The sequence below is a fragment of the Actinoplanes utahensis genome, assembly GCF_016862455.1.
Taxonomy (GTDB): Bacteria; Actinomycetota; Actinomycetes; order Mycobacteriales; family Micromonosporaceae; genus Actinoplanes; species Actinoplanes utahensis.
In genome coordinates, this window is record NZ_BOMZ01000077.1 from 18,586 (window position 1) to 43,207 (window position 24,622).

Here is a 24,622-nt window from a genome sequence, read left to right on the forward strand (position 1 = left end):
GGAGGCTCCACCATGCCCGCGACCGAGATCTACCAGGTCGTCGTCAACCACGAAGAGCAGTACTCGGTGTGGGCGGCCGACCGGCCGCTGCCCGCCGGCTGGACCAGCGAGGGCACCACCGGCGACCGCGACGCCTGCCTGGCCCACATCGCCGCCATCTGGACCGACATGCGCCCGCTGAGCGTCCGGAGCGACACGGCATGAACCTGTCCTACGCCGAACGGCGGATGTGGTTCCTGAACGAGCTCCATCCGGGCGCCACCGACTACCTGCTGCCGTACGTCTTCCGGGTCGACGGCCCGCTCGACGCGGCCGCGCTGCGGTCCGCGGCCGGTGAGCTGCACCGGCGGCACGAGGTGCTGCGCAGCACCTACCGCACCGAGGACGGGGAGCCGCGGCGTGTCGTGCACGCCGCGGCCGGCGACGGCCCGTCGTTCACCGTCACCGACCTGCGCGACCTGGCCCCGGCCGAGCGGGCTGGCCGCCTCGGCGACCTGCTCGCCGCGGACCAGCGCACCCCGTTCGACCTGGCCCGGCAGTTCCCGGTCCGGTGGCTGCTGATCCGGCTGTCGGACACCGAACACGTCCTCGCCGTCACCGCGCACCACATCGCCTTCGACGGCTGGTCCGGCTGGGTGCTGTGTGAGGAGCTGGGCACCCTCTACGACGCGGCCGCCGCCGGGACCACGGCGGCGCTCGCGCCGGTCCGTTTCGGTTACGCCGACCACGTGGCCCGCGAACACGACCGGATGAGCCGCGGCGACCTGGCCGCGGCGATCGCCTTCGGGGAGCGGACCCTCGCCGGGGTCGCGCCCCTGGATCTGCCGCTGGACCGGTCCCGGCCGCCGGTCTGGCACCCGGACGGCGACAGTGTCGCCCTGCACGTCCCGCCGGCGCTGGCCGGGGCGCTCACCGCGCTCGGCCGCACCGCCGGCGCCACCCGCTTCATGACCGTCCTGGCCGTGTTCACCGGACTGCTGGCCCGGCTCACCGGGCAGACCGACATCGCCGTCGGCACCGCCGTCTCCGGCCGGGACTCCGAGGACACCCACGAGACGATCGGGCTGTTCACCAACACCGTCGTGCTGCGCGCCGAGGTGACGGCGGAGGCCACCTTCCGGGACGTGCTCGACCGGGCCGTCACCACCACCCTGGCCGCGATGGACCACCAGACGGTGCCGTTCGACGTGCTCGTGGAACGCCTGCAACCGGACCGGGACCTGTCGCGGAACCCGCTGTTCCAGGCCATGTTCGTGTTCGAGGAGCTCGGTGGCGCCACCGTCGCCACCACCGGCCCGCGGTTCACCCCGGTGGAGGTGACCCCGGGCACCGCGATGGTGGATCTGACCCTGACGATGCGCCGCGACGCCGACGGCGGTTTCTCCGGGCACCTCGACTACGCCACCGCCCTGTTCGACAGGTCCACCGTCGAACGGATCGGGCGGCTGTTCCTGCGGCTGGCCGAACGGGCCGTCGCCGAACCCGGCCGGAGCCTCGCCACGTACCCGTTGAGCAGCGCGGACGAGCAGGCGGCGGACCTGCCGTACCGGCCCGCGCCGCTGCCCGCCCCGGTCCCCGAACTGATCGCCGCGCAGGCCCGGCTGCGGCCGGACGCCGTCGCGGTCGCCGGCCCGGACGGCACCGTCGACTACCGGACCCTCACCGCGGCCGCCGGCGACCTCGCCGCCGACCTGGCCCGCGCCGGAGTGCGCCGCGGCGACGTCGTCGCGATCTGCGCCGACCGCGGCCCGCACCTGGTCACCGCCCTGCTCGGCACCCTCACGTCCGGCGCCGCGGCGCTGTGGCTGAACCCCGCGCACCCCACCGAACGCCTGCGGGCGGTCCTCGCCGACGCCGGCGCCCGCCTGGCCGTCACCGCCGGCACCGGCCACGACACGGTGCGGGACTGCGGCGTGCCGCTGCTGGCCGCCGACACCGCTCGGCCGTCCGCCGCCGGTTCCGGCTGGCGGCCGCCCCGGATCGCCGCGTCCGACGTCGCGTACATCGCCTACACGTCCGGCTCCACCGGCACGCCCAAGGGCGTCCAGATCACGCACGGCTCGCTCAGCGAACACCTGCCGGTGATCGCGGCCGAGTTCGGGATCACCGCCGGATCCCGGATCGCGCTCACCGCGGCCCTCGGCTTCGACGTGTCCCTGGAACAGATCCTCACCGCGCTGGTGGGCGGCGCGCGGGTGGTGCCCCTCGACCCGGGCACGATGAGCGCCGACGAGGTCCTCGACGGCGTCGCCCGCCACGGGGTCACGCATCTCAACCTGACACCGCTGTACTACCGGGAGCTGATCGGCCGGGCCGCCCCGCGCGACCCGCGCCTCGCACCGGTCGAGGTGGTGTACCTGGCCGGTGACGTGATCCGCGGCAGCGACCTGCAATGGTGGCGGGACGGCGGGTTCGACGGCCGGTTCGTGTGCTGTTACGGCCCGACCGAGGCGACCGTCACCTGCACCGCGATCGACACCGCCGGCTGCACCGGCCGGGAGAGCGTGATGCCGATCGGCCGCCCGGTGCCCGGCACCCGCGCCTACGTCCTGGACGGCGCGCTGCAGCCGGTTCCGGCCGGGATGCCGGGAGAGCTGTACCTCGGCGGGCGCCGGGTCGCGCGCGGCTATCTCGGGCGTCCCGCCGCGACCGCCGGGGCGTTCCTGCCGGACCCGTTCAGCGACGAGCCCGGCGCCCGGATGTACCGCACCGGCGACGTGGTGCGCGCCCGCCCGGACGGTGTCCTGGAGTTCCAGGGCCGCGCCGACCGGCAGATCAAGATCCGCGGCCACCGGGTCGAACCGGCCGAGGTCGAGACCGCACTGCTGGCCTGCCCGCGAGTGCGTGCGGCCGCCGTGGTGCACCGGCCGGTCGGGGCGACCGGAGAGAAGGGCCTGGTGGCGTACGTCGCCGGCCCCGGCCCGGACGAGGTGGCGGCGCTCGCCGGGCGACTGCGGAGTGAGCTGCCGTCCTACCTCGTCCCGGCCGCGATCGTCGCACTGGACGAGCTGCCCCGGACACCGAGCGGCAAGCTCGACCACACCGCCCTGCCCGCGCCCGAGCTCGGCCGTCCGGATCCGGACATCGCGGCCGTCGCCCCGCGGACCCCGGCCGAGACCGCGCTGCTCGACGCCATGCGTGCCGTGCTCGGCATCGACGGGTTCGGCGTGCACCACGACTTCTTCCGGCTCGGCGGCTCCTCGCTGACCGCCACCCGCCTGGTCGCCCGGCTGCGTGACCACGCCGGCCTGGTCGTGTCGCTGCGGGACGTGTTCACCACCCCGACGGCCGCCGCGCTGGCCGAGCGGGTACGACAGGCGCCCGCCGCGGCCGCCGCCCCGCCGGCGCGTGCCGACCGCACCGGCCCGCTGCCACTGTCGGCGGCCCAGCGGCGGCTCTGGTTCCTGCACCGCCTCGACCGCACCGGCCGGGAGTACCTGGTGCCGGCCACCTACCGGCTGCGCGGCCCGCTCGACGTCGGCGCGCTGCGCGCGGCCTGCCGCCGGCTCGCGGAACGGCACGAGATCCTGCGGACCCGGTACGTCATCGGGCCGGACGGCGAACCCGCCCAGGTGATCGACCCGCCCGGCGACGTGCCGGTGGAGGTCGGCGGGACGGCCGGGCCGCGGGGCTTCGACCTGAGCCGTGACCACCAGTTCCGGGTCTCCGTCGTCCCGGTCGGCCCGCAGGAGCACATCCTGCTGCTGCTCACCCATCACATCGCCGTCGACGGCTGGTCGTGGAAGATCATCGGGAACGAGCTGGCCGCGCTGTACCAGGGGTCGGAGCTGCCCGCGCCCGCCTGGCAGTACGCCGACCACGCCGTCGCCGAGACCGCCCGTGACCTGGGTGCGCACGTCGCGTACTGGCGTGACGCCCTGACCGGCGGCGGCACCCTGAACCTGCCGATCGACAGGCCCCGGCCCGAGGTCCGCGACGCGACGGGTGCCGTCCGTTCCGTCCGGATCCCGGCCGAGCACGCCCGCGCGATCCTGGACCACGGCCGGACCGCCGGGGCGACCGTGTTCGCGACCTGGTTCGCCGTCTACTCGGCGCTGCTCAGCCGGGTGTCCGGCCAGCCGGACCTGGTGATCGGCGTGCCGGTGGACTGCCGGGACGGCGACGAAGCGGCGACGGTGCTCGGCTGTTTCGTCAACACCATGGCGGTCCGGGTGCCGGAGATCGCCGCGACGTTCACCGGGCACCTGGCGGCGGCCCGCTCGCTGCTGGCCGCGGCGTACCCGCATCGGGAAGCGCCGTTCGAGCAGGTGGTGGCGGCACTGGGCCGGGACCGGGACCCGTCGCGCACGCCCCTGTTCGACACCCTGTTCCAGGTCCTCGACGACGCCGGGCCGGCCCTCCCGCTGGCCGGGCTGGTCACCGAGCGAATCGACACGGTCCCGCCGGCGGCGATGACCGACCTGAGCCTGGCCATGCGCCCGAACCCGGACGGCAGCTGGACCGGCGAGCTCGAATACGCGACCGCGCTGTTCGACCCGGCCACCGTCGACCGGATCGGCGAACGCCTGGTCCGCCTGATCGCCGCGGTCGCCACCCGCCCGGACGCCGAACTGGCCGGCATCGACCTGCTCACCGGCCGGGAACGGGCCGCGCTCGGCGCGTCCGAGCCGTACACCGACGATCCGCGGACCGTGCCCGAGCTGTTCGCCGCCCACGTGGCCCGGACCCCGGACGCGATCGCGGTCACCGGGTCGGCCGGCACCATGACCTACCGTGAGCTGGACGAACGTGCCGACCGGCTGGCCCGGCGGCTGCTCGCCGCCGGGGTGAAACCCGGGTCGGCGGTCGCGGTCTCCGCGGGCCGCAGCGGGCGTACGATCGCCGCGCTGCTCGCCGTCCTGCGGTGCGCCGCCGTCTACGTGCCCGTCGACGGCGCGGAACCGCCGGAACGGCGCGCCGCTCTGCTCGACGAGATCGCGGCGGTCGCCGTGGTCACCGACGAGACGACCGCGGCCCGGTTCGCGGACGCGCCGTGCCCGGTGCTCGTCGAAGGGCTGCCCGACGACGACGTCTCGGCACGCCGGACGCCGCCCGGAGCGCTGCCGGCCGACGCCGCCTACGTGATCTTCACGTCCGGGTCCACCGGCCGCCCGAAAGGCGTGGTCGTCGACCATGCCGCGTTCACACACCACTGCCAGGTGCAGGCGCGGGCGTACGACCTCGCGCCGGGCGCCCGGATGGCCCTGCTCGCCTCGCTCAGCTTCGACGCCTCGATGGACCAGATGGCGGCGCCGCTGATCAGCGGCGCGGCGGTGGTGCCGCTCGATGCCCGGTCGGTAACGCCGGCGCAGATGCTCCAGCAGTTCCACGACCACGGTGTGACGCTCGCCGACGTGACCCCGGTCTACTACCGGGAACTGCTGCGGGCGGCGGTGCCCGGCGACCCGCGGCTCGCGTCGCTGCGGATGATGGACGTCGGCGGCGACGTGGTGACCGGGGAGGACGCGGCGGCGTGGCGGGCGCTCGGTGTCGGCGCCGAGTTCAGCGTCACGTACGGGCCGACCGAGGCCACCGTCGCGGCCACCTTCCAGGTCATCGACGAGGACGAGGCGCGTCGGGCGGGCCGTGCGGCGCTGCCGATCGGGCGGCCGCTGCCCGGCTCCCGGCTGCTGGTCCTCGACGAGGCGCTGCGGCCGGTGCTGCCGGGGGCGATCGGTGAACTGTTCATCGGCGGGCGGCGGATCGCGCGCGGCTATCTGAACCGGCCGGACCTGACCGCGGACCGGTTCGTCCCGGATCCGCTGGGGCCGCCGGGTGCCCGCCTCTACCGAACCGGCGATCTGGTACGGCTACGCCCGGACGGCTCGTTCGAGTTCCACGGCCGCACCGACCGGCAGGTGAAGATCCGCGGGTTCCGGGTGGAGCCGGCCGAGATCGAGTCGGTGCTGTCGGCGCTGCCCGGTGTGTCCGCGGCCGTCGTCGTGCCGGGACTCGGGGCGGGCGGGGAGCAGCGGTTGCTCGCCTACCTCGTACCGCGAACCGGTCTCGATCTCGATGTGCCGGCGCTCCGCGCCCTGGCCCGCACCCGGCTGCCCCGGCACCTGATGCCGGCCGCGCTGACCGTCATCGACGCTCTGCCGCTGACCGCGAGCGGCAAGGTCGACCGCGCCCGGCTGCCGCGGGTGGACCCGGCCGCCGTCGCCGAACCGTCGCCCGGGCGCGCCCTGGATCCCACCGAACAGCAGGTCGCCGAGATCTGGGCCGAGGTGCTCGGGGTGCCGGCGCCCGGCCCGGACGACGACTTCTTCGATCTCGGCGGCCACTCGCTGACCGCGATCCGGGTCGGCCAGCGCATCGAGGAGATCTTCGCGATCGAGCTGCCCCTGCACCGGTTCTTCACCACCACCACCGTCGAGTCCCTCGCCGCCGCGATCCGCGACGCCGTCGAGGCCGCGCTCGACACCCTGACCGACGCCGAGATCGTGGCCCTGGCCGCGCAGGACCTGGAGAGCGACTCCCGATGAGCATCGACGCACCGCAGACCGGAACGGATCTCGCCGAGCTTCGCCGGCGGATCCTCGAGAAGCGCCTGGCCGGGCGGACCGGCAGACCGGCGGCAGCGGCGGGCATCCCGCGGCTGCCACGCACCGGGCCCCTCGCGCTGTCGTTCGCCCAGCAGCGGCTGTGGATGCTGGACCAGCTGCGGCCGGCGCAGGACGAGTACCTGATCCCGGTGGCGCTGGAACTGACCGGGCCGCTCGACGAGAACGCGCTGGCCACCGCCCTGAGCGCGCTGGTGGCCCGGCACGAGGTGCTGCGCACCCGTTACGTGCTGCAGGACCGGGAGCCGCGGCAGGTCGTCGACCCGGCCGCGCCGGTCCGGATCGGCCGGGCCACCGCCACCGGCGACGACCTGCAGCGGGTGCTCGCCGGGCTGTCCCGGGCGTCGACCGATCTGCGGCACGAGCACCCGATCCGCTTCCACCTGGTCGAACTCGGGCCGCAGCGGCGGGTCCTGCTGATCTGCGTGCACCACATCGCCTTCGACGGCTGGTCCACCGGGGTGCTGCTGCGCGAGCTGAGCGAGTCGTACGCGGCCGCGCTGGACCGGCGGCCACCCCGGCTGGACGCGGTGCCGACCCAGTACGCCGACTACGCCGGATGGGAACGCGACCGGGTCCGCGGGATGCTCGGCGACGGGCAGCTCGAGTACTGGCGTACCCAGCTCGCCGGCCTGGACGACCTGGCCCTGTTCACCGACCGGCCGCACCCCGCCGAATGGGACGCCACCGGCGCCGCGGAGCGGTTCGTCATCCCGGCCGCCGTCGCCGGCGAACTGCGGCGACTCGGCCGGGAAGCCGGCGCCACCTCGTTCGTGACCCTGCTCGCCGCGGTCCAGGCGTTCCTGAGCCGCTACTGCGGGCAGGGTGACATCGCCGTCGGCGTGCCGTCCGCCGGCCGGCCCCGCGCCGACCTCGCCGACACCATCGGCTACTTCGGCAACATGCTGGTGATGCGGGCCGACCTGACCGCCGGCCCGACCTTCACCGAGCTGATGCGGCAGGTCCGGGCCACCGCGGTGTCGGCGTACGCCAACGCCGACGTCCCGTTCGACTGGCTGGTCACCGAGCTGCGCTCGCACCGCGACCTGTCCCGCAACCCGATCTTCCAGGCCAGCCTGACCGTCGAGGAGGGTACCGCCGGGGAGGACGTGACACTGCCCGGCCTGACCGCCCGGCCGGTCGACGTCGACTGGATCGCCGCGAAGTTCGACCTGTCCTTCAGCGTCACCGTCGACCCGGACGGCGAGTGGACCGGCGCGATCGTCTACCCGTCCGCCCTGTTCGACGCCGCCACCGTCCGGCGGATGGCCCGGCACTTCACCGCCTTCGTCGCCGCGCTCGCCGAGCGGCCGGACCGGCCGATCCCGGGCATCGGGTTCGCCGGGCCCGAGGACCTGCCGGGCGTCGCCGCGACCGCGAGCCTGCCGGTCACCGGCACGATCCACGAGGCGGTGCGCCGGGCCGGGCCCGGCCGGGTCGCGATCAGCTTCGCCGGCCGGCAGTGGACCTACCGGGACCTCGAGGAGCGGGCGAACCGGCTGGCCCGGCACCTGATCGGATGCGGCGTGCGCCGCGGCGACCTGGTCGGCGTGCGGCTCGGCCGGGGCCCCGACCTGGTCGCGGCGCTGCTGGCGGTGCTCAAGACCGGCGCGGCGTACCTGCCGCTCGACCCGGACCAGCCGGACGAACGCGTCAATTTCATGATCAAGGATGCGGCGACGGCTGTCGTCGTCACCGAGACCGGGCACGCGGCCGGGCTCGACGCGCGGCTGGTGCTGCTCGACGACGCGGACACCCGGACGGCGATCGCCGCACAGGCCGGAACCGACCCCGGATGTCCGGCGGGCCCGGACGACCTGGCCTACGTCATCTACACCTCCGGGTCGACCGGCCGCCCCAAGGGCGTGATGGTGACCCACCGCAACGTGCTGCGGCTGTTCGCGGCCATCGATCGGGACCTCGTCACCGGCCCGGAGGACGTGTGGACGGCGTTCCACTCGTACGCCTTCGACTTCTCGGTGTGGGAGATCTGGGGCGCGCTCACCCACGGCAGCCGCCTGGTCATGGTGCCGTTCGAGACGTCCCGGTCGCCGCACGACTTCCTGCGGCTGCTCGCCGCGGAGCGGGTCACCGTGCTCAGCCAGACGCCGTCCGCGTTCGCCGGCCTCACCCAGGCGCTGACCGGGGACGATCTGTCGCTGCGCGCGGTCGTGTTCGGTGGGGAGGCCCTCGACCCGGCGCTGCTCGCGCCGTGGTTCCGGCTCGACGGCCGGTGCCCCCGCATGATCAACATGTACGGGATCACCGAGACCACGGTGCACGTCACCTACCGGGAGATCGCCGAGGAGGACACCCGTACCCGTACCGGCTCCGCCCGCAGCCCCATCGGGGCGCCCCTGGCGGACCTGAGCCTGCACGTGCTCGACCCCGCCGGGCAGCCCGTGCCGGCCGGTGTCCCCGGCGAGATCCACGTCGGCGGCGCCGGAGTGGCCCGCGGCTACCTGGGCCGCCCCGAACTGACCGCCGAACGCTTCGTCCCCGATCCGTTCGCCGGCGAGCCCGGCGCACGGCTCTACCGCACCGGCGACCTGGCCCGGCGCACCGCCACCGGGGAGATCGAATACCTCGGCCGCACCGACCAGCAGATCAAGATCCGGGGCCACCGGATCGAGATCGGCGAGATCGAGGCGACCCTGGCCGCCCATCCGGCGGTGACGGCGGCCGCCGTCGACGTGCGCTGGTCCAGCCCCGGCAACGGGCAGATCTTCGGCTACGTCGTGCTCGCCGGTGACGTGCCGCTCGACGAGATCCGCCGGCACGCCGCCACCCGTCTGCCCGGCTACATGGTCCCGGCGGCCGTCGTCGCCATCCCGCGGATCCCGCTCACCGTCAACGGCAAACTCGACCGCGGCAGACTGCCCCAGCCGAGACTGGAATCGGCGGTGCCGTACCAGGCACCGCGCTCGGCCGCCGAGACCACCGCCGCCGACGTGCTGCGCGAGGTCCTCGACGTGCCGCGGGTCGGCGTGCACGACAACTTCTTCGCCCTCGGCGGCGACTCGATCCGCGCCGTCCGCGCGGTCGGCCTGCTGCGAGCCCGCGGGTTCGCCGTCTCGGTCGCCGACATGTTCCGCCGCCAGACCGCCGCCGAGATCGCCGAACTGGCCGGCGGGAGCGTCGACGACGACCTGCGCACCGAACCGTTCTCGCTGATCCCGGCGAGCGACCGGGCGAAGCTGCCGGGCGGGCTTGCCGACGCCTACCCCCTCTCCCAGACCCAGGCCGGCATGCTGTTCGAACTGCTCGCCGACGACGAGGTGCACCGCTACCACAACGCGACCGCCTACCCGATCAGGGAACGCGCCACCTTCTCCCTGGACGCGCTGCGCCGTGCCGCCGAGTACGTCACCGCCCGTCACGACATCCTGCGGACCTCGTTCGACGTCACCACGTACAGCGAGCCGTTGCAGCTGGTGCACCGGCACGCGACACTCGACATCCGGTTCACCGACCTGCGGACGCTACCGGTGGGGGAGCGGGAGCGGCGGCTGTGGGAGATCGTCGCCGACGAGCGGGCCGATCTGTTCGACATCGCCGCGGCGCCGCTGTGGCGGCTGCACGTCGTGCTCACCAGCGACGAGGTGTGGCACATGTGCCTGGTCGAGTTCCATCCGGTGCTCGACGGGTGGAGCCACAACTCCCTGGTGACCGAGCTGCTGCACGCGTACGAGGCGTACCGTGACGGCGGCGCCCCGGACGCCGGGCCGCCCGACGCGGTGCGGTTCGCCGACTTCATCGCCCTCGAACAGGCTTCGATGCGCTCGGCCGAGGACCGGGAGTTCTGGGCGCGGCGGGTCCACGGCGACGCCGAGCGGATCACCCTGCCCGAGCAGTGGGCCGGGCCCAGCGGGGCGTTGAGCTACGAGGTACGGGTACCCCTCGACACCCTCGACCCCGGTCTGCGCGAGCTCGCCGCCATCGCCGGTGTGCCGTTCAAGACCGTGCTGCTCGCCGCCTACCTGCGGGTCCTCGGCATCGCCACCGGCCAGGAACGGTTCTTCGCCGGGGTGGTCTCCAACGGCCGCCCGGAACAGCTCGGCGGCGACGAGGTCCGCGGCATGTTCCTCAACATGGTGCCGTTCCTCGCCCCGCCCGTCGCGGACACCTGGGTGCGGTACGTGCAGGCCGTGTTCGCCGAGGAGATCGCCGTCCACGCGCACCGCCGGTACCCGCTGCCGGTGATGCAGGCCGCGTGGGGCGGCGACACCCCGCTGCTGGACACCGCGTTCAACTTCATCAACTTCCACGTCCTCGACCGGGAGCTCGTCGACGTGGAGACGCTGCACGACATCAGCCCCACCCAGTTCGCGCTGTCGCTGTCGACCGGCGACAACGCGATCGGGCTCACCGCCCGCCCGGAGCGCATCGCCCCCGAGTACGGGGAGATGCTGGGCCGCCTGTTCACCCAGGTCCTCACCGCCATGGCCGGAACCCCGCACGGCGACCCGCGCCGGCCCGCCCTGGACGCCGCCGACCACCGGCGGGCGCTCGCCCTGGCCGCCGGCCCGGTGGAGGAACCGGCCGCGAACGTCGTGGAGCTGATCGACAGGTGGGCCGGTGGAACCGCGGTGCACGACAGCGCGGGCGATCTCACGTACGCCGAGCTGCGGCGACTGTCCGCGGAGGTGGCGGGTGGCCTGCGGCGACGCGGGGCCGGGCCGGACAGCGTCGTCGCCGTCAGCCTGCCGCGCGGCCGCGACCTGATCGTCGCCCTGCTCGGGGTGCTCCGGGCCGGCGCCGCCTTCCTGATCATCGACCCGGCACAGCCCGAGGCGCGGCGCCGGGAACTGCTGCGGGACGCCGGCGCGCTGCTGACCGTCGGCGACGGCGGGGTGCCGCTGCCCGCGCTGACCGGGAGCCCGCTGACCGAGCCGGTCGCGGTGACCCCGGCGAACCTCGCCTACCTGATCAGCACCTCCGGTTCGACCGGGCGGCCGAAGAGCGTCATGCTCACCCACCGCGGGCTGCGCAACCTGGTCGGCACCCACCTCGACGCCCTCGGCGTGCGGCCCGGTGACCGGGTGGCGCAGCTGGCGCCGGTGGTGTTCGACATGGCCGTCTTCGAGATGCTCCTCGCCCTGACCCGCGGCGCGACGCTGTGCGTGCCGGAGCCCGGCGTGCTGGCCGTCGGCGACGTCCTGGCCCGTCACCTGACCCGGATGGCGGTCACCCACCTGGTCACCGTGCCGTCCGCGCTGGACGTCCTCGACCCGGCGGGCGTGCCCGGCCTGCGGGTGGTCGCGGTGGCCGGGGAGACCTGCCCGGCGGAGCTGGCGAGCCGCTGGTGCGGCCGGGTCCGGTTCCTCAACCTGTACGGGCCCAGCGAGTACACCATCTGGGCCACCGGCACGGAGATCACCAGGGATCGGCAGAACCCGACCATCGGCCGCCCGATCGCCAACACCACCGCCCACGTCCTGGACGGCCGGCTCCAGCCGGTGCCGGTCGGCGTCCCCGGCGAACTCTGCCTGGGCGGGCACGGGGTGGGCCGCGGCTACGCCGGCCGCCCGGACCTGACCGCGGACCGGTTCGTGCCCGACGAGTTCGCGGGCGTCCCCGGCGCCCGGCTGTACCGCACCGGCGACCGGGTGCTCCGCCGCCCCGACGGTGAACTCGTGTTCCTCGGCCGCCTCGACCAGCAGGTGAAGGTCAACGGCAGGCGGATCGAGCTGGGCGAGATCGAGGCGGCGCTCCAGGCGCACCCGGACGTCCGACAGGCCGTCGCCGTGGTCGGCGGCGACCGGGAACGGCGGCATCTGGCGGCGTTCGTCACCATGACCGGTCCGGCGGGCGCCGGCGACCTGGAGCGATTCCTGCGCGATCGGCTCGCCGCCTATCTGCTGCCGTCCCGGATCGTGACGCTGCCCGAGTTGCCCCGCAACGCCGCCGGCAAGATCGACCGGAAGGCTCTGGAGAACCTGCCGACCGGCGGCGACCAGCGGCCCGAACCGGTCGCGCCCCGCGACGACCGGGAGGCCCGGATCGCCGCGGTCTGGCAGCGGGTGCTGGGCGCCGACCGGGCCGGGGTGCACGACGACTTCTTCGACATGGGCGGCCACTCGCTGCTCGCGGTCCGTCTCGCGGCCCGCCTGTCGGAGGCGCTCGGCAGCCCCGTCTCGGTCGCCGACGTGGTGCAGCGCCGCACCATCGCCGCGATCGCCGCCGCCGTCACCGCGGGCGACACCGGAGCCGGCAGCGGCCCGCTGCACTGGTTCCGCCGCGACGGCGACCAGGCGCCGCTGCTGTGCGTGCATCCGGGCGGCGGTGACATCCGCTGGTACGAACGTCTCGCCGCAGTGGTTCCGGCGGGGCCGGTCGCCGGTTTCCGGTTCCCCGGCGTCGCGTTCCCCGGCCGCGGTTCGACCGCCGCGCTGGCCCGGCACTACCTGGACCAGCTCGGCCCGATACCCGCCGCGGGGGTGCGGCTGCTCGGCTGGTGCGGCGGCAGCGGCATCGCCTGGGAGATGGCCCGCCTGCTCACCGGCGCGGGCGTGCCGGTCCGGCTGGCGCTGCTCGACCCGGCGTCCCCGCTCACCGACGCCGACGAGCAACTCGCCGACTTCGCCCGCTGCGAGCGGCTGTTCGCCCGGCTGTCGGCGGGCGAGGACGGCGTCCGGGCCGAGGCGTTCGCGGTGCTCGCCGGCCTGCTCGACGAGGAGCTACCGGAGGACGATCTCACCGATGGCGAGTGGCTGGACCGGGTCCGCGGCTGGACCGACCTGCTGCGGGCCACGTTCTCGTACGAGTTCACCCGGCCGGCCTGGCCGGTGGACCTGGTGTTCGGCGACGAGATCGCCGCCGGAACCCACCCGGTGGTCCAGGGCCTGCTCCCGGAGGACTACCTGCGCTGGTGGCGTGAGCTGGTGGCCGACGCTCCGCACACCTGGAACAGCATCCCGGGCAGCCACATCGGCGTCCTGGAGGAGCCCGGCGTGACCGGGCTGGCCGAGATCCTGACCACCCGACCCGAGAGGAAGAACTCATGAGACTCATCGCCCGGATCGCCGTCGCCGTCGCCGCGACGGCACTGCTGGCCGGCATCGCGGCCGCTCCCGCCTCGGCGGCTCCCGTTCAGTCCGCCACGTGCGGGCCCTGGGAGATCCGTGGCCCCTGGTGCCAATGACGGCAGGGTGTCGCACGACACCTGAACGCGAAATGTAAATCCTTCCGCGGCACCGCACCCCTGCTCGGCGGGGGTGCGTGTCCGGAGTGGACGCCGGCGCGTCACATGACGTTCTCTTGCAGGAAATGACGCTTCTTGCAAGGTTCATGACGTGCGCTTACGGTCACCGGCCGTGAGACTCTTCCTATCGCTCCTCACGACACTGTCCCTCGCCGGCGCAAGCGCACTGGTGGCCGGCCCGGCCGCGGCCGCCACCGGGGCACGGACCGTCGACGGCATCTATGAACTCATCGAGAGCACCCCCGAACTCGGCAGCACCGCCGGCCATCAGGAACTGCGGTTCCTCCGCGAGGCCGACGGCGACCGGATCCGCCTCGACGGCCCCGACGAGGTCTTCGACGAACTCGTCCCCGGGCAGCGCGCCTCGGTCACCGGGCAGCAGACCGCGTCGGCGTTGCGGGCCGGCGAGGCCCACCCGCTCTCCGTCGCCGAAACCCCGCAGGTCACCGGCGAGGAGACCCTCGCCGTGGTGCTGCTGCGGCTCGGCCCGTCCGGCGGGCAGCCGATGACCGCCGCCGAGGTCCGGCAGAGCTTCTTCACCGCGCCCGACTCGGTCTCCGCGTACTTCCGGGAGAGCTCCTGGTCGCAACTCGACCTGCGCGGCGACGTCATCGACTACCTCGAAGTGCCCGCCGACACCGGCTGCTGGGCCGAAGCCACCGCCGGTGAGACCGCCGTCCGGGCCGCCGGGCTCGACCTCAGCGGGTACGACCGGATCGAGTACCTGATCGACGGCGGCGCCCGCAACTGCGGTTACGGCGGCTGGGCGTGGATCGGCGGCCAGCTCAGCGTCAACATCTACCAGGGCGAACCGGCCGTCCGCGCGGTCGCGCACCACGAACTCGGCCACAACTTCGGGCTCTACCACGCGCACGCGCTGCGCTGCCGCGCCACCGGCGGCGGATACACCGTCATCGAGGACGGCCCGGCCTGCGAGACCGACGAGTACGGTGATCCGTTCGACTCGATGGGCGCCGCGTACGACCAGATGCAGTTCTCCGCCTACACCAAGAACCGCCTCGGCTGGATCCCGGACGCCCGCGTCACCACGATCACCGCCGACGGGACGTACCCGGTCGCGCCGTCGGAGGCCGACACCGACGCCCCGCAGAGCCTGCGGATCCCGCTCAGCGACGGCCGGTTCTACGACATCGACTTCCGCCGCCCGTACGGCGAGTACTGGGACGCCCGGGTCGCCGACAACCCGGCCCTGATGAACGGCGTCTCGCTGCGGCGCGTCCTCGGCCCGGACAGCTCGCTGCTGGACACCACCGCCGACGGATGGTTCCACGACGCCCCGCTGCAGGTCGGCAGCACGTTCACGGACACCGCCAACGGCGTGACCATCCGTACCGAATCGGTCAGCGCCACCGAGGCCCGGGTCCGTGTCTCCTTCGCCGGCGACGTCCAGCAGGTCCACCTGCGCGGCACCGCCAACGGCTGGGGCGCCACCGCGATGACCCGGGTGCCGGGCACGCCGCACGACTGGACCGTGCAGGCCGACTTCGGATCCGGTGCCGACGAGCGGTTCAAGTTCGACATCTTCGGCGACTGGTCGGAGAACTACGGCGACCACCAGGGTGACGGCATCGCCGACCGCGACGGCGCGGACATCCCGGTCACCGGCGGCGCCGGGCGCTACACGATCGACTTCAACAGCAAGACCAGGGTGTACGCCGTACGCTTCACCGAACCCGCCCACAACCACCCGTCGATGAACGTCCGGGGCACCGCCCACGGCTGGACCACCACCCCGATGACGCTGACCGCCGACCACACCTGGACGGCCACCGTGCGGTTCGAATCCGGCGGCGCCGAGCGGTTCAAGTTCGACGTCGACGGCACCTGGGCCACCAACTTCGGCGACAACGACACCGACGGCATCGCCGACCCGGACGGCGCCGACATCACCCTGCCCCGCTCCGGCACCTGGAAGCTCACCTTCAACGACGAGACCCGCCGCTACACCGCCACCCTCACCTGACGCCCCCACCCGCGGGCCTGTCTGCCGGTTGGCGGGCGAGCGGGGAACCGGGTTACCTCCGGCCGACTCTCCCGGCTGTCTCGGAGCCGCCGAGACAACCGTGACGACCAGCCGGAGACCCCCGGCCGCCGGCGTGCTGCCGCGCGCCCTGCCGGACCTTGACCGGGGGCCGTCCGAAGGTGTCACGGTGCGGGTTCTCCCCGTCGACATGCTGCACGGCGGAGCCGACCCGGCGCGGATCGTCCGGCTGGTCCGCGACGGTGACGTGGCGGTGCTCGCCGTCCAGGAGTTCACCCCGCAGGGCGAGGCGGCCCTGGCGGTGGCCGGCATCGGCGACCTGCTGCCGTACCGGCACCTCTCTCCGGAGCCGGAGGCCGGTGGCTCGGGCCTGTACTCCCGGCATCCGATGCTCGCCGTGTCGTCGCGGCGCAACGCCGGCGGCTTCCAGCAGGCGTCCGCGACCATTCAGCCGGCCGGCGCCCCCGCGGTGCAGGTCGTGTCCGTGCACCCGCTCGCGCCCGCCGGGCCGGACATGCTCGCCGGCTGGGCCGCCGATCTGCGTGACCAGCCGCCCGCCGGTGGGGACGGCCCGCTGCGGATCCTGCTCGGCGACTTCAACGCCACCCTCGACCACGCGGAGCTGCGTAGACTCATCGGCACCGGTTACCGGGACGCGGCCGACGCGGGCCTGGTCCCGAGCCGGCCGGCCCGGGACGGGTTCAGCGGCCTGGTCACCATCGATCACGTGCTCGCCGACGAGCGGATCGGGGTCCGTGCCGCCGAGGTGCACACGGTGACCGATTCCGACCACCGTGCCGTTCTCGCCACCCTGACGCTGCCGGCCGCCGGCTGAAGGGTGCCCTGGTGGTACACGTAACGTCAGAGGCTGGCCGACCGGATGCCGATGCGGTTTCCTGGGTAATGGATCACGAATCCACGTCGTCGTATTCGAACGGAGAAGCACCATTCTTACCGTCAACGCCATCGCCGCGCCGTCCGCGACCGACCCGCTCGTACGCACCACGATCGAGCGCCGTGACCTGGGGCCGCGCGATGTTCTGATCGAGATCCGGTACGCCGGGATCTGCCACTCCGACATCCACACCGTCCGCGGTGAGTGGGGCCCGGTTCCCTACCCGCTCACCGTCGGTCACGAGATCGTGGGTCGCGTCACCGAGGTCGGCTCCGGGGTCACCCGGCACGCCGTCGGTGACCGGGTCGGTGTCGGCTGCATGGTCAACTCCTGCCGCAAGTGCGCGAACTGTCTCGCCGGCCAGGAGCAGTACTGCGCCGAGGGCAACGTCGGCACGTACGGCAGCGTCGACCGGGACGGCACCGTCACGCAGGGTGGCTACTCCACTCACGTCGTCGTCGACGAGGACTTCGTCCTGCGGGTGCCGGAGAACATCCCGTACGAGGCCGCCGCGCCGCTGCTCTGCGCCGGCATCACCACGTACTCGCCGCTCGCGCACTGGAACGCCGGCCCCGGCAAGAAGGTCGCCGTCGTCGGCATGGGCGGGCTCGGCCACATGGCCGTCAAGATCGCCGTGGCGATGGGCGCCGAGGTCACCGTGCTGTCCCAGACGCTCAGCAAGAAGGACGACGGTCTCGCCTTCGGCGCCAAGGACTACTACGCGACAAGCGACCCGGCCACCTTCGAGACCCTCGCCAACAGGTTCGACCTGATCGTCAACACGGTCAGCGCGCCGATCGACATCAACGCCTACTTCCGGCTGCTGGCCCTGGACGGCACCCTGATCAGTGTCGGCGCGCCGCCGGAGCCGCTGCCGGTTCAGGTGTTCGCGCTGTTCGGCAACCGGCGCTCGTTCGCCGGCTCGATGATCGGCGGCATCGCCGAGACCCAGGAGATGCTCGACTTCTGCGCCGAGCACGGCATCGCCCCGGAAATCGAGCTGATCGACGCCGACGCGGTCAACGCGGCGTACGAGCGCGTTCTCAAGTCCGACGTCCGCTACCGCTTCGTCATCGACGTCGACTCGCTGCGCTGAAGCACACGCACTGATGCGGAAAGCCCCCGGCCGGACGGCCGGGGGCGCCGGAGGTCAGGGTCGGCGGGCCCGGGTGCAGCGGGTGACGTACGGAAGGTCGAAGCTCTCGCGGCCGCGCAGGTCCGGATGGCTGTCCAGCAATTCCTCGACGCTGCCGAGCAGTTCCCGCCGCCGCTGTTCGGGAAGCACGATGACGTAGCTGCGCGAGGCCACCATGTCGAGCAGCTCGCCGCGGCCCAGCCGGTGACGCCAGCGGATCTCGGCGCGTTCGACGGGCCCGAACGGTTCACCGAGATCCGGTGCGGTGTCGACGTCCTGGCGGGTGTGCCGGTGCAGGACCTCGTCGAGCCGGGCGACCCACGGCTCGGTGTGGTCGCGCACGTTCCACAACAGGCTCAGCGTGCCGCCGGGGCGCAGCACCCGGGCGACCTCGGGAACCGCCCGCCCGGGGTCGGCCCAATGCCAGGCCTGCGCCACCACGACCGCGTCCACATGGCCGTCCGGCAGCGGGATCCGCTCGGCCGTGCCGTCCAGAACCGCTGCCTCGGGGACGGCCGCGGCGAGCTGCTCGCGCATCCCCGCGGACGGTTCGACGGCGACCACGTCGAGGCCCGCGTCGGCCAGGAGCCGGGTGAACTTGCCGGTCCCGGCGCCCAGGTCGAGGATCCGGCGGGCGCCCGGCGGCACGGCCCATGCCAGAACCGAGACGGGGTACGGCGGCCGGCCGCGCTGATATGCCGCGGCCGCGTCACCGAACGACGCGGCATGCGCTCGGCGTGATCGGGCTTCGGCCGGCTGCTCGCCCATGCCGGGCAACCTACCACCGAGACCTCGTCGATGGAGGGTCACCACTGTCCAGCTGCCGCCGTGCCGGGAAGGCAGAATCCCGGAGTGGGCAGGGATCGATATGCGCCGCCGCCTCCTGCCCCGTTTCACCGCGGTCTTCTACGACCAGGATCGACGCGGCCGGCGAGTGGGCCTATCGATAGTGGCCGGCTTGGAGGGCGTACATCTGGGCGTATTCGCCGCCGGCTGCCAACAGGGCCGCGTGGGTTCCGGTCTCGACGACGGTCCGTTCGCCGAGGACGACGATGAGGTCGGCCATGCTCGCCGTGGAGAACCGGTGCGACACGAGCAGGGTCACCGCGTCCGGGCGGCCGGCGGCCGTGGCGAACCGTTGGAACATCTCGTGCTCGGCCAGCGGGTCGAGGGCGGCGGTCGGCTCGTCGAGCACCAGCAGCAGCGGATCGGTCCGCATCAGGCCGCGGGCCAGCGCGAGCGTCTGCCACTGCCCGCGGGACGGCTCCACCCCGCCGAACACCGTGCCCAGCCGGGTGTCGAGGCCGTCGCCGAGCCGGTCGACGAGCGGGCCGGCGCCCGCCCGGTCGACGGCGTGCCGTACCGCCGCGTCGTCGTCGCGCCTTTCCAGGTCGCCGATGCCGACGGCGTGCCGGACGGTGAGCTGCGGCTGCAGGAAGTCCTGCAGTGTCCCGCCGACCCGGGCCCGCCAAGCCTCGGGGTGGATCGAGGCGAGGGGGGTCCCGTCCACCGTGATCCGGCCGCGGGTGGGCGGGTAGAGGCCCAGCAACAGCTTGATCAGGGTGGTCTTGCCGGCGCCGTTGACACCGACGAGGGCCACGGTCGCCCCGGCGGGCAGGTGCACCGAGACGTCCTCCAGGACCGGTGCATCGGTGCCCGGGTACGCGAAGGACACCCCGTCCAGGGTGATCCCGTTCCGCAGGGCGGCCGGGGGAGTGCGGTCGCCGGTTCCGGAGTGCTCGCCCGCGTACCGCAGCAGCCACCGGTAGTGCCCGATCGCGTGCCCGGCGTCGGCGACCCCGCTGAACCCGGTGACGGTCGTCGCCACCTGGGCCCGTAACTGCGTCGACAGGGTGACGACCAGGACGAGGTCGCCGGCGGTGGCGCGGCCGTCCACGGCCAGCCGTCCCACGTACCACAGCGCGCCGACCAGCCCGGCCGCGTAGCACGTCCAGCCGAGCAACTGCCACAGCCCGGCCCGGATCTGTGCCCGGCGGCGCCGGCGCTGACTTCGCGCCCACAGCCGGTCGGCCCGCTCGTCGAGGACCTGGTCCGCCAGGGCGATCCGCATCTGCATGGCGTCCCCGGCGGTGAGGAACAGGTCGTGCAGCTCCTTCTCGATCCGGGTGGCCTCGGCGGTCTCGTCGGCGGCCCGCTGCACCAGCACCCGGGTGCGGGACACCGCGTACAGCGGCACCGCCGCGAGGACCACCATCACGATCAGCGCCGGCGCGACGGTGGCCAGCAGCCACAGACTGAGCAGCAGGCTCAGCACCGACGCGGCGGTCTCGGCCACCAGCCACGAGGACGCTGCCAGGGCGCGGGTCCCGGCCCGCAGCACCTTCATCCGGTCCTGGTAGCCGGGCCGTTCCAGGTGCTCGATCGTCGGGATCGTGGCCGCCCGGGCCAGGATCTCCTGACTGAGTTCCACCTCGGCGGCGAACGCCAGATCGTTACGGATCTTGGACTGGGCGCGCTGCACGCCGTTGTGGACCATGTGCGCGAGACCGCCCACGACCGCGGCCGTCACCACCCCGGCCACGGTGCCGCCGGTCGCCGAGTCGACCAGCCAGCGCTGGCTGAACCCGGTCATCGCGACAGCTCCGGACAGCAGGGCGACGAGAACGAGGACCACGATCGCCCGGGTACGGTCGGCGCGGAACGCCACCGCCAGGACGTGCCGCAGCACCCGCAGGTTCGCCCTCACCGCTCGGCCCCGCCGCCGGCCTCGGCGAACCGGGCCGCCTGCAACCGGAACAGGCCGGCGTACGCGCCACCCGCCGCGAGCAGCTCGTCGTGGGTGCCGGTCGCGGCGATCCGGCCGCCGTCGATCAGGACGATCCGGTCGGCGTTGCGGATCGTGGAGAGCCGGTGCGAGATCAGCAGCACGGTCGCCCCGCGGACCTCGGCGACCATCCGGTCGAAGAACTCGGACTCGGCGCGCACGTCGAGGTGGGCGGTCGGCTCGTCGAGCACCACCACGTCGCGGCCGCAACGGACGGCGTACAGCGCCCGGGCGAACGCCAGCCGCTGCCACTGACCGCCGGACAGGTCGGTGCCGCCGGTACGGCCCCGGCTCAGGGGAACCTCCAGATCGTCGCGGCCGATGTCACCGGCGAGCCCGGCGACGGTCCCGGCCGGCAGCGGCGGGTGGTCGGCGGCGCCGAGCGCGATGTTGTCGCGGATCGACAGCGGGTACCGGATGAAGTCCTGGAACACCACCGTGATCCGGCGCCGCCAGGCGTGCACGTCGTGGTCGGCGAGGTCGGCGCCGTCGACGGTGATCCGGCCGGTGTCCGGGCGGTACAACCCGGCCAGCAGCTTGATCATCGTGGTCTTGCCGGCGCCGTTCACCCCGACCACGCCGATCACCTCGCCCGGCCGGATATCCAGGTTCAGCCCGCGCAGCGTGGGCCGGTCCGCACCCGGATAGCCGAAGGCCACTCCCTCGAACCGGATCAGCGGCGGCCCGGATCCGGCGGCCCGGCCACCGCCCGCTGTCACCGCGGACCGGGGCAGGTGCCGTCGCTCCAGCCGGTCCAGGGCCCGGACCGCGCCCGCGCCGTACTCGATGTCGAACGCCTCGAGGCCCACGCCCGCCACCCGGAACACACCCCACGCCGCACCTAGGCAGGTGGCCAGCGCGGCCACCGTGATCTGCCCGCGGGCGGCGGCCAGACCGGGCACCAGCAGAGCGGACGCCGCCAGCAGAAAGGTCGGTGTCAGCACGTACCCCTGCCTGCGCAGCATCGCCCGCCCGGCCGTGCCGGTGGCCAGCAGCCGCACCCGTTCGCTGATCCGCCGCTGCTCGATCACCCAGCCGCCCAGTCCGAACAGGCGGACCTCCTTCGCCGCCGCCGGTCCCGCCGCCAGGTCGGCCCAGTAGCCGCCGCGCCGCTCCTCCGGAACCAGGTCGTCCCAGACCTCCACCACGCCGATCCACTGTTGCCGCACGATCGCCCGCATCAGCAGCGAACCCAGCACCAGACCGGCGGCGAGAACCGGGAAGTACGCCGCCAGCAGTCCCGCGGAGACCAGCGCGCACCCCCAGCGGAACAACAGCCGGATCTGCCCGGTCGCGGCGGTGCCCGCCGACCTGGTCCCCCAGCCGCCGGAGCCGTTGTCGGAGGCACGCAGCGCGTCGTCGGCGAAACCGGGACTCTCCAGGTGCTCGATGCCGGGCGGCGCGGCGGCCAGGCGGCGCACCCGGCGGCGTACCCGCCGGTCGATCTCGTCGGCGGCCAGCCGGTCGGTGATCTCCCGGGTCATCTCGGCGGCCTGCTCAGCCAGCAGCAGCGCCGCGAACACCAGCAGCATCCGGCCGGCGCCCGCCGACAGGGTCACGCCACCGGTCCCGGTCATGGTGGCGACCAGACCGCCGGTGGCCAGGGCCAGGGCGGCGGGGGACACCGCGGCGACGGTGTGCGCGACGATCAGGACGGTGGCGTACCCGGGGCCGGCCAGCCGGAACAGGGCCAGCAACGCCAGGCGCTCCCGCAGCGTCCGGCTCGCCGGCGCCGGCTTCGGCGCGACCCCGGCCATCGCCCGGACCATCCGGTACGCCAGACCCCCGACCGTGTCGAGCCACCCCATGCGCGCTCCTCCGTACTGCCGGAAAGCGTTTTCCCGGAAGACACGCTATCGAGCCGGATGGATCTCCGGCAACCTCGGAGGTGGCGCCGCCGCCTACGATGTCGTCGTGACGGGTGACGATGCGCGGCCGCTCCGGCTCGGGGTGATGCTCACGGTGGTCCTGCTGGCCGGTTGCTCGGTCGCGGGCACCGAACCGCCGGGCACCACGACGCCGGCGACCACGGCACCGGCCGCGTCGCCCGTGCCGTCGCCTGCCGGCCCGGTGACGGTGAGTCCGTTCTTCGTCGGCATCTTCAGTGGCACCCGGCTCGACGACAGCGCTCTGGCCAAACCGCCGGCGGCCCGGGCGGAGCTGCGCGGCGCGGGCTGGGCGGTGATCACCGACGCGGCCGGCGCGGCCCCGGCGGTGCAGACCAGGGAGCAGGTCGCGGACGCCGTCACCGGCGCGTGGACCATGCCGCCCGGCGCCACGCCCGAGCTGCGTGCGCCGTCCGGTCAGGAGCTGGTGGTGCTCAGCTTCGCCAAGGGCGACTCGATGAAGGAGCCGGAGGCCGGGGAGCCGTGGATCCCGCATCCGCTCACCGTCCGCACCGGCGGCCGCCAGGTGCGGCTGCCCGCGCTGCGGGAGCTGTCCCTGCTCGTGAGCGCACCGGTCGGGCAGCCCGTCACGCTGACCGTCGACGACGGCCGGCCGCAGACCATGGACATGCGCACCGGCGCCCGTGTCGGTGACCGGTCCGACATGGCCCTCGTCTACCACCCGGTGGAGCCGTTCGCCAAGCAGTACGCGGCCGACCAGCCACAGCTGCCCGCGTTCTCGCTCGCGGTCGAGAGCGTCGACGTCGGCCTGTTCGCCGCGGTCGAGGGCCGTGGCTACGCCCCGCCGGGCCGCGCCTGGCTCGTGGTCACGCTCCACTGTTACGTCACCCTGCCGATCGCGCTGACCCCGGACCGTTCCGGGTCGCTGCCGTTCACCGCCGGCGGGAAGACGTACCGCCCGGTGTCCGTCGACAAGGTCTCGTTCGGGCCGTGGGGCCGCGGCAACATGTCGCCGTCCCCCATGACCGCGGTCTACGACGTGCCGGCCTCGCTGCGGTCCGGCGAGCTGCGGTTCCAGCTCGCCGGCGCCATGTCGGTCAGCGGCGGCTCCGCCGAGCGGACCCGTGGCAGCGCCCGCAACACCGGCCCACTGAAGGTCCAGCTGCGATGACCGTCAGGATCAGCGGTCGCGCCGCGCCCTGACGATCCCGGTCACGGCCAGAGCGACACCGGCCACCGCGCCGGCGTAGAACATCGACTGCAGCATCCCGCCCCCGATGTTCGGGCCGCCCCACTGCGCCGGGAACGCCTCCCGCGCCCACAGGTTCGCCACCGCCCCGATGACACTGACAGCCAGCAGTGACAGCCCGCCCGTGGTCATGCGCATGTTCGGTTCCCTCTTCCCTGATACGGCGTCGCATCGTGTCACGCCACCTGTGTCAAGATCCAGTCGCTGCCGGGGACATCGCCGGCCTCATGGCCGCCGGGTCGGCGGTCCCCGATGATCCGGCCCGCGGGGGTGGGCCGTGCGGGTCACAGCAGGCCGGCCAGGCGGTAGAGGACGAGGGAACCGGCGACGGCGACGTTGAGGCTGGATCCGGTGCCGGTCATCGGGATCTCGACCGCGCCGTCGAGCAGATCCAGGGCCTCCGGTGGGATGCCGGTGGCCTCGTGCCCGAGCACCATGACGGTTCGGCGGCGGGCCGGTGGCAGGTCGGCGAGCCGGACCGCCTCGTCGGCCAGTTCGACGCCGAGGACGGCGGCGCCCGCCCGGCGTTCGTCGGCGAGCCAGCGCAGTGGACTGCCGACCCGGTGCACGCAGGCGGGCTGGCGCAGGGTGTTCCCACGGGCCAGGACCTCGTCGACCCAGCCGAACGGCGGCACCGCGAGGCAGGCGCCGACGGCGTCGCAGGTACGCAGTAGGGTACCCAGGTTGGCGCCGTGCATCGGCCACAGTGGCGCCGCGACGAGGTGGCCCCAGCAGCGGTGGCGACGTGGCCGGCGAGCTGATCGGATCTCTCGGGGCGTCCGCACCCGGATCGCCGGCTTCACCACAGGGGAGCCAGGGCGCTCCAGTAATCAGAAGTCATCGGCGGCGTGCTTCTCGGCGCACGCGGGCCATCGACGAGCGACAGGATTCCGGCCGAGGATACCGTGCCCTCTCGGACCGCGGCTACCGCGGATGGAGCAG

General features: G+C 73.8%; 14 protein-coding genes. 8 read left to right on the forward strand and 6 right to left on the reverse strand.

Annotated elements, in window-relative coordinates; genetic code table 11:
• Positions 1 to 12 precede the first annotated feature (12 nt).
• The 6 genes from Aut01nite_RS25770 (at position 13) to Aut01nite_RS25795 (ending at position 16,604) form a co-directional block, all read left to right on the forward strand.
• On the forward strand, positions 13 to 204 hold the full coding sequence (locus tag Aut01nite_RS25770; RefSeq protein WP_043526607.1) for an MbtH family protein: 192 nt from the start codon (positions 13 to 15) through the stop codon (positions 202 to 204).
• A complete protein-coding gene (locus Aut01nite_RS25775; protein ID WP_043526608.1) occupies positions 201 to 6,485 on the forward strand; it encodes a non-ribosomal peptide synthetase in 6,285 nt (2,094 codons plus the stop codon). Before Aut01nite_RS25770 ends, Aut01nite_RS25775 begins: the two co-directional genes overlap by 4 nt.
• Positions 6,482 to 13,570 carry a non-ribosomal peptide synthetase gene (locus Aut01nite_RS25780; protein ID WP_043526610.1) on the forward strand — a complete coding sequence of 2,363 codons (7,089 nt, stop codon included), beginning with the start codon at positions 6,482 to 6,484 and terminating at the stop codon, positions 13,568 to 13,570. The genes Aut01nite_RS25775 and Aut01nite_RS25780 overlap by 4 nt, the downstream gene beginning before the upstream one ends.
• Positions 13,567 to 13,707, forward strand: a complete 141-nt coding sequence (locus tag Aut01nite_RS25785; RefSeq protein WP_161790658.1) for a hypothetical protein — start codon at positions 13,567 to 13,569, stop codon at positions 13,705 to 13,707. The genes Aut01nite_RS25780 and Aut01nite_RS25785 overlap by 4 nt, the downstream gene beginning before the upstream one ends.
• Positions 13,708 to 13,879: 172 nt before the next feature.
• On the forward strand, positions 13,880 to 15,751 hold the full coding sequence (locus tag Aut01nite_RS25790) for a hypothetical protein (protein WP_152628781.1): 1,872 nt from the start codon (positions 13,880 to 13,882) through the stop codon (positions 15,749 to 15,751).
• Between the two features lie 187 nt (positions 15,752 to 15,938).
• Positions 15,939 to 16,604, forward strand: a complete 666-nt coding sequence (locus Aut01nite_RS25795) for an endonuclease/exonuclease/phosphatase family protein (protein ID WP_236642769.1) — start codon at positions 15,939 to 15,941, stop codon at positions 16,602 to 16,604.
• Positions 16,605 to 16,677: 73 nt separating this feature from the next.
• Here Aut01nite_RS25795 and Aut01nite_RS43725 read toward each other — a convergent pair whose 3' ends face one another.
• Positions 16,678 to 16,905 (reverse strand): hypothetical protein, encoded by a 228-nt coding sequence (locus tag Aut01nite_RS43725; RefSeq protein WP_236642770.1) that lies wholly within the window; start codon positions 16,903 to 16,905, stop codon positions 16,678 to 16,680.
• Between Aut01nite_RS43725 and Aut01nite_RS25800 the strand changes: the two genes are divergently transcribed.
• Positions 16,810 to 17,760 carry an NAD(P)-dependent alcohol dehydrogenase gene (locus Aut01nite_RS25800; RefSeq protein WP_236642774.1) on the forward strand — a complete coding sequence of 317 codons (951 nt, stop codon included), beginning with the start codon at positions 16,810 to 16,812 and terminating at the stop codon, positions 17,758 to 17,760. The two genes, Aut01nite_RS43725 and Aut01nite_RS25800, sit on opposite strands and share 96 nt — an antisense overlap.
• 54 nt (positions 17,761 to 17,814) lie before the next feature.
• Here the strand turns inward: Aut01nite_RS25800 and Aut01nite_RS25805 are convergent, their stop codons facing one another.
• The 3 genes from Aut01nite_RS25805 to Aut01nite_RS25815 all read right to left on the reverse strand — a co-directional run bounded on the left by Aut01nite_RS25805 (position 17,815) and on the right by Aut01nite_RS25815 (position 22,392).
• Positions 17,815 to 18,567 carry a class I SAM-dependent methyltransferase gene (locus Aut01nite_RS25805; protein ID WP_043526615.1) on the reverse strand — a complete coding sequence of 251 codons (753 nt, stop codon included), beginning with the start codon at positions 18,565 to 18,567 and terminating at the stop codon, positions 17,815 to 17,817.
• 172 nt (positions 18,568 to 18,739) lie between these two features.
• Positions 18,740 to 20,506, reverse strand: coding sequence for an ABC transporter ATP-binding protein (locus tag Aut01nite_RS25810; protein ID WP_043526616.1), 1,767 nt, complete (start codon positions 20,504 to 20,506; stop codon positions 18,740 to 18,742).
• Positions 20,503 to 22,392, reverse strand: a complete 1,890-nt coding sequence (locus tag Aut01nite_RS25815; protein WP_052163894.1) for an ABC transporter ATP-binding protein — start codon at positions 22,390 to 22,392, stop codon at positions 20,503 to 20,505. The genes Aut01nite_RS25810 and Aut01nite_RS25815 overlap by 4 nt, the downstream gene beginning before the upstream one ends.
• A gap of 106 nt (positions 22,393 to 22,498) precedes the next feature.
• On the opposite strand from Aut01nite_RS25815, the gene Aut01nite_RS25820 reads away from it, so the two are divergent.
• Positions 22,499 to 23,602 (forward strand): hypothetical protein, encoded by a 1,104-nt coding sequence (locus Aut01nite_RS25820; RefSeq protein ID WP_043526617.1) that lies wholly within the window; start codon positions 22,499 to 22,501, stop codon positions 23,600 to 23,602.
• Positions 23,603 to 23,611: 9 nt separating this feature from the next.
• Here the strand turns inward: Aut01nite_RS25820 and Aut01nite_RS25825 are convergent, their stop codons facing one another.
• Both Aut01nite_RS25825 and Aut01nite_RS25830 read right to left on the reverse strand, forming a co-directional pair.
• Positions 23,612 to 23,818 carry a hypothetical protein gene (locus Aut01nite_RS25825; protein WP_043526619.1) on the reverse strand — a complete coding sequence of 69 codons (207 nt, stop codon included), beginning with the start codon at positions 23,816 to 23,818 and terminating at the stop codon, positions 23,612 to 23,614.
• A gap of 146 nt (positions 23,819 to 23,964) precedes the next feature.
• Complete coding sequence (locus Aut01nite_RS25830) at positions 23,965 to 24,378, reverse strand: TrmH family RNA methyltransferase (RefSeq protein WP_043526620.1); 414 nt, start codon at positions 24,376 to 24,378, stop codon at positions 23,965 to 23,967.
• Positions 24,379 to 24,622: the final 244 nt, after the last annotated feature.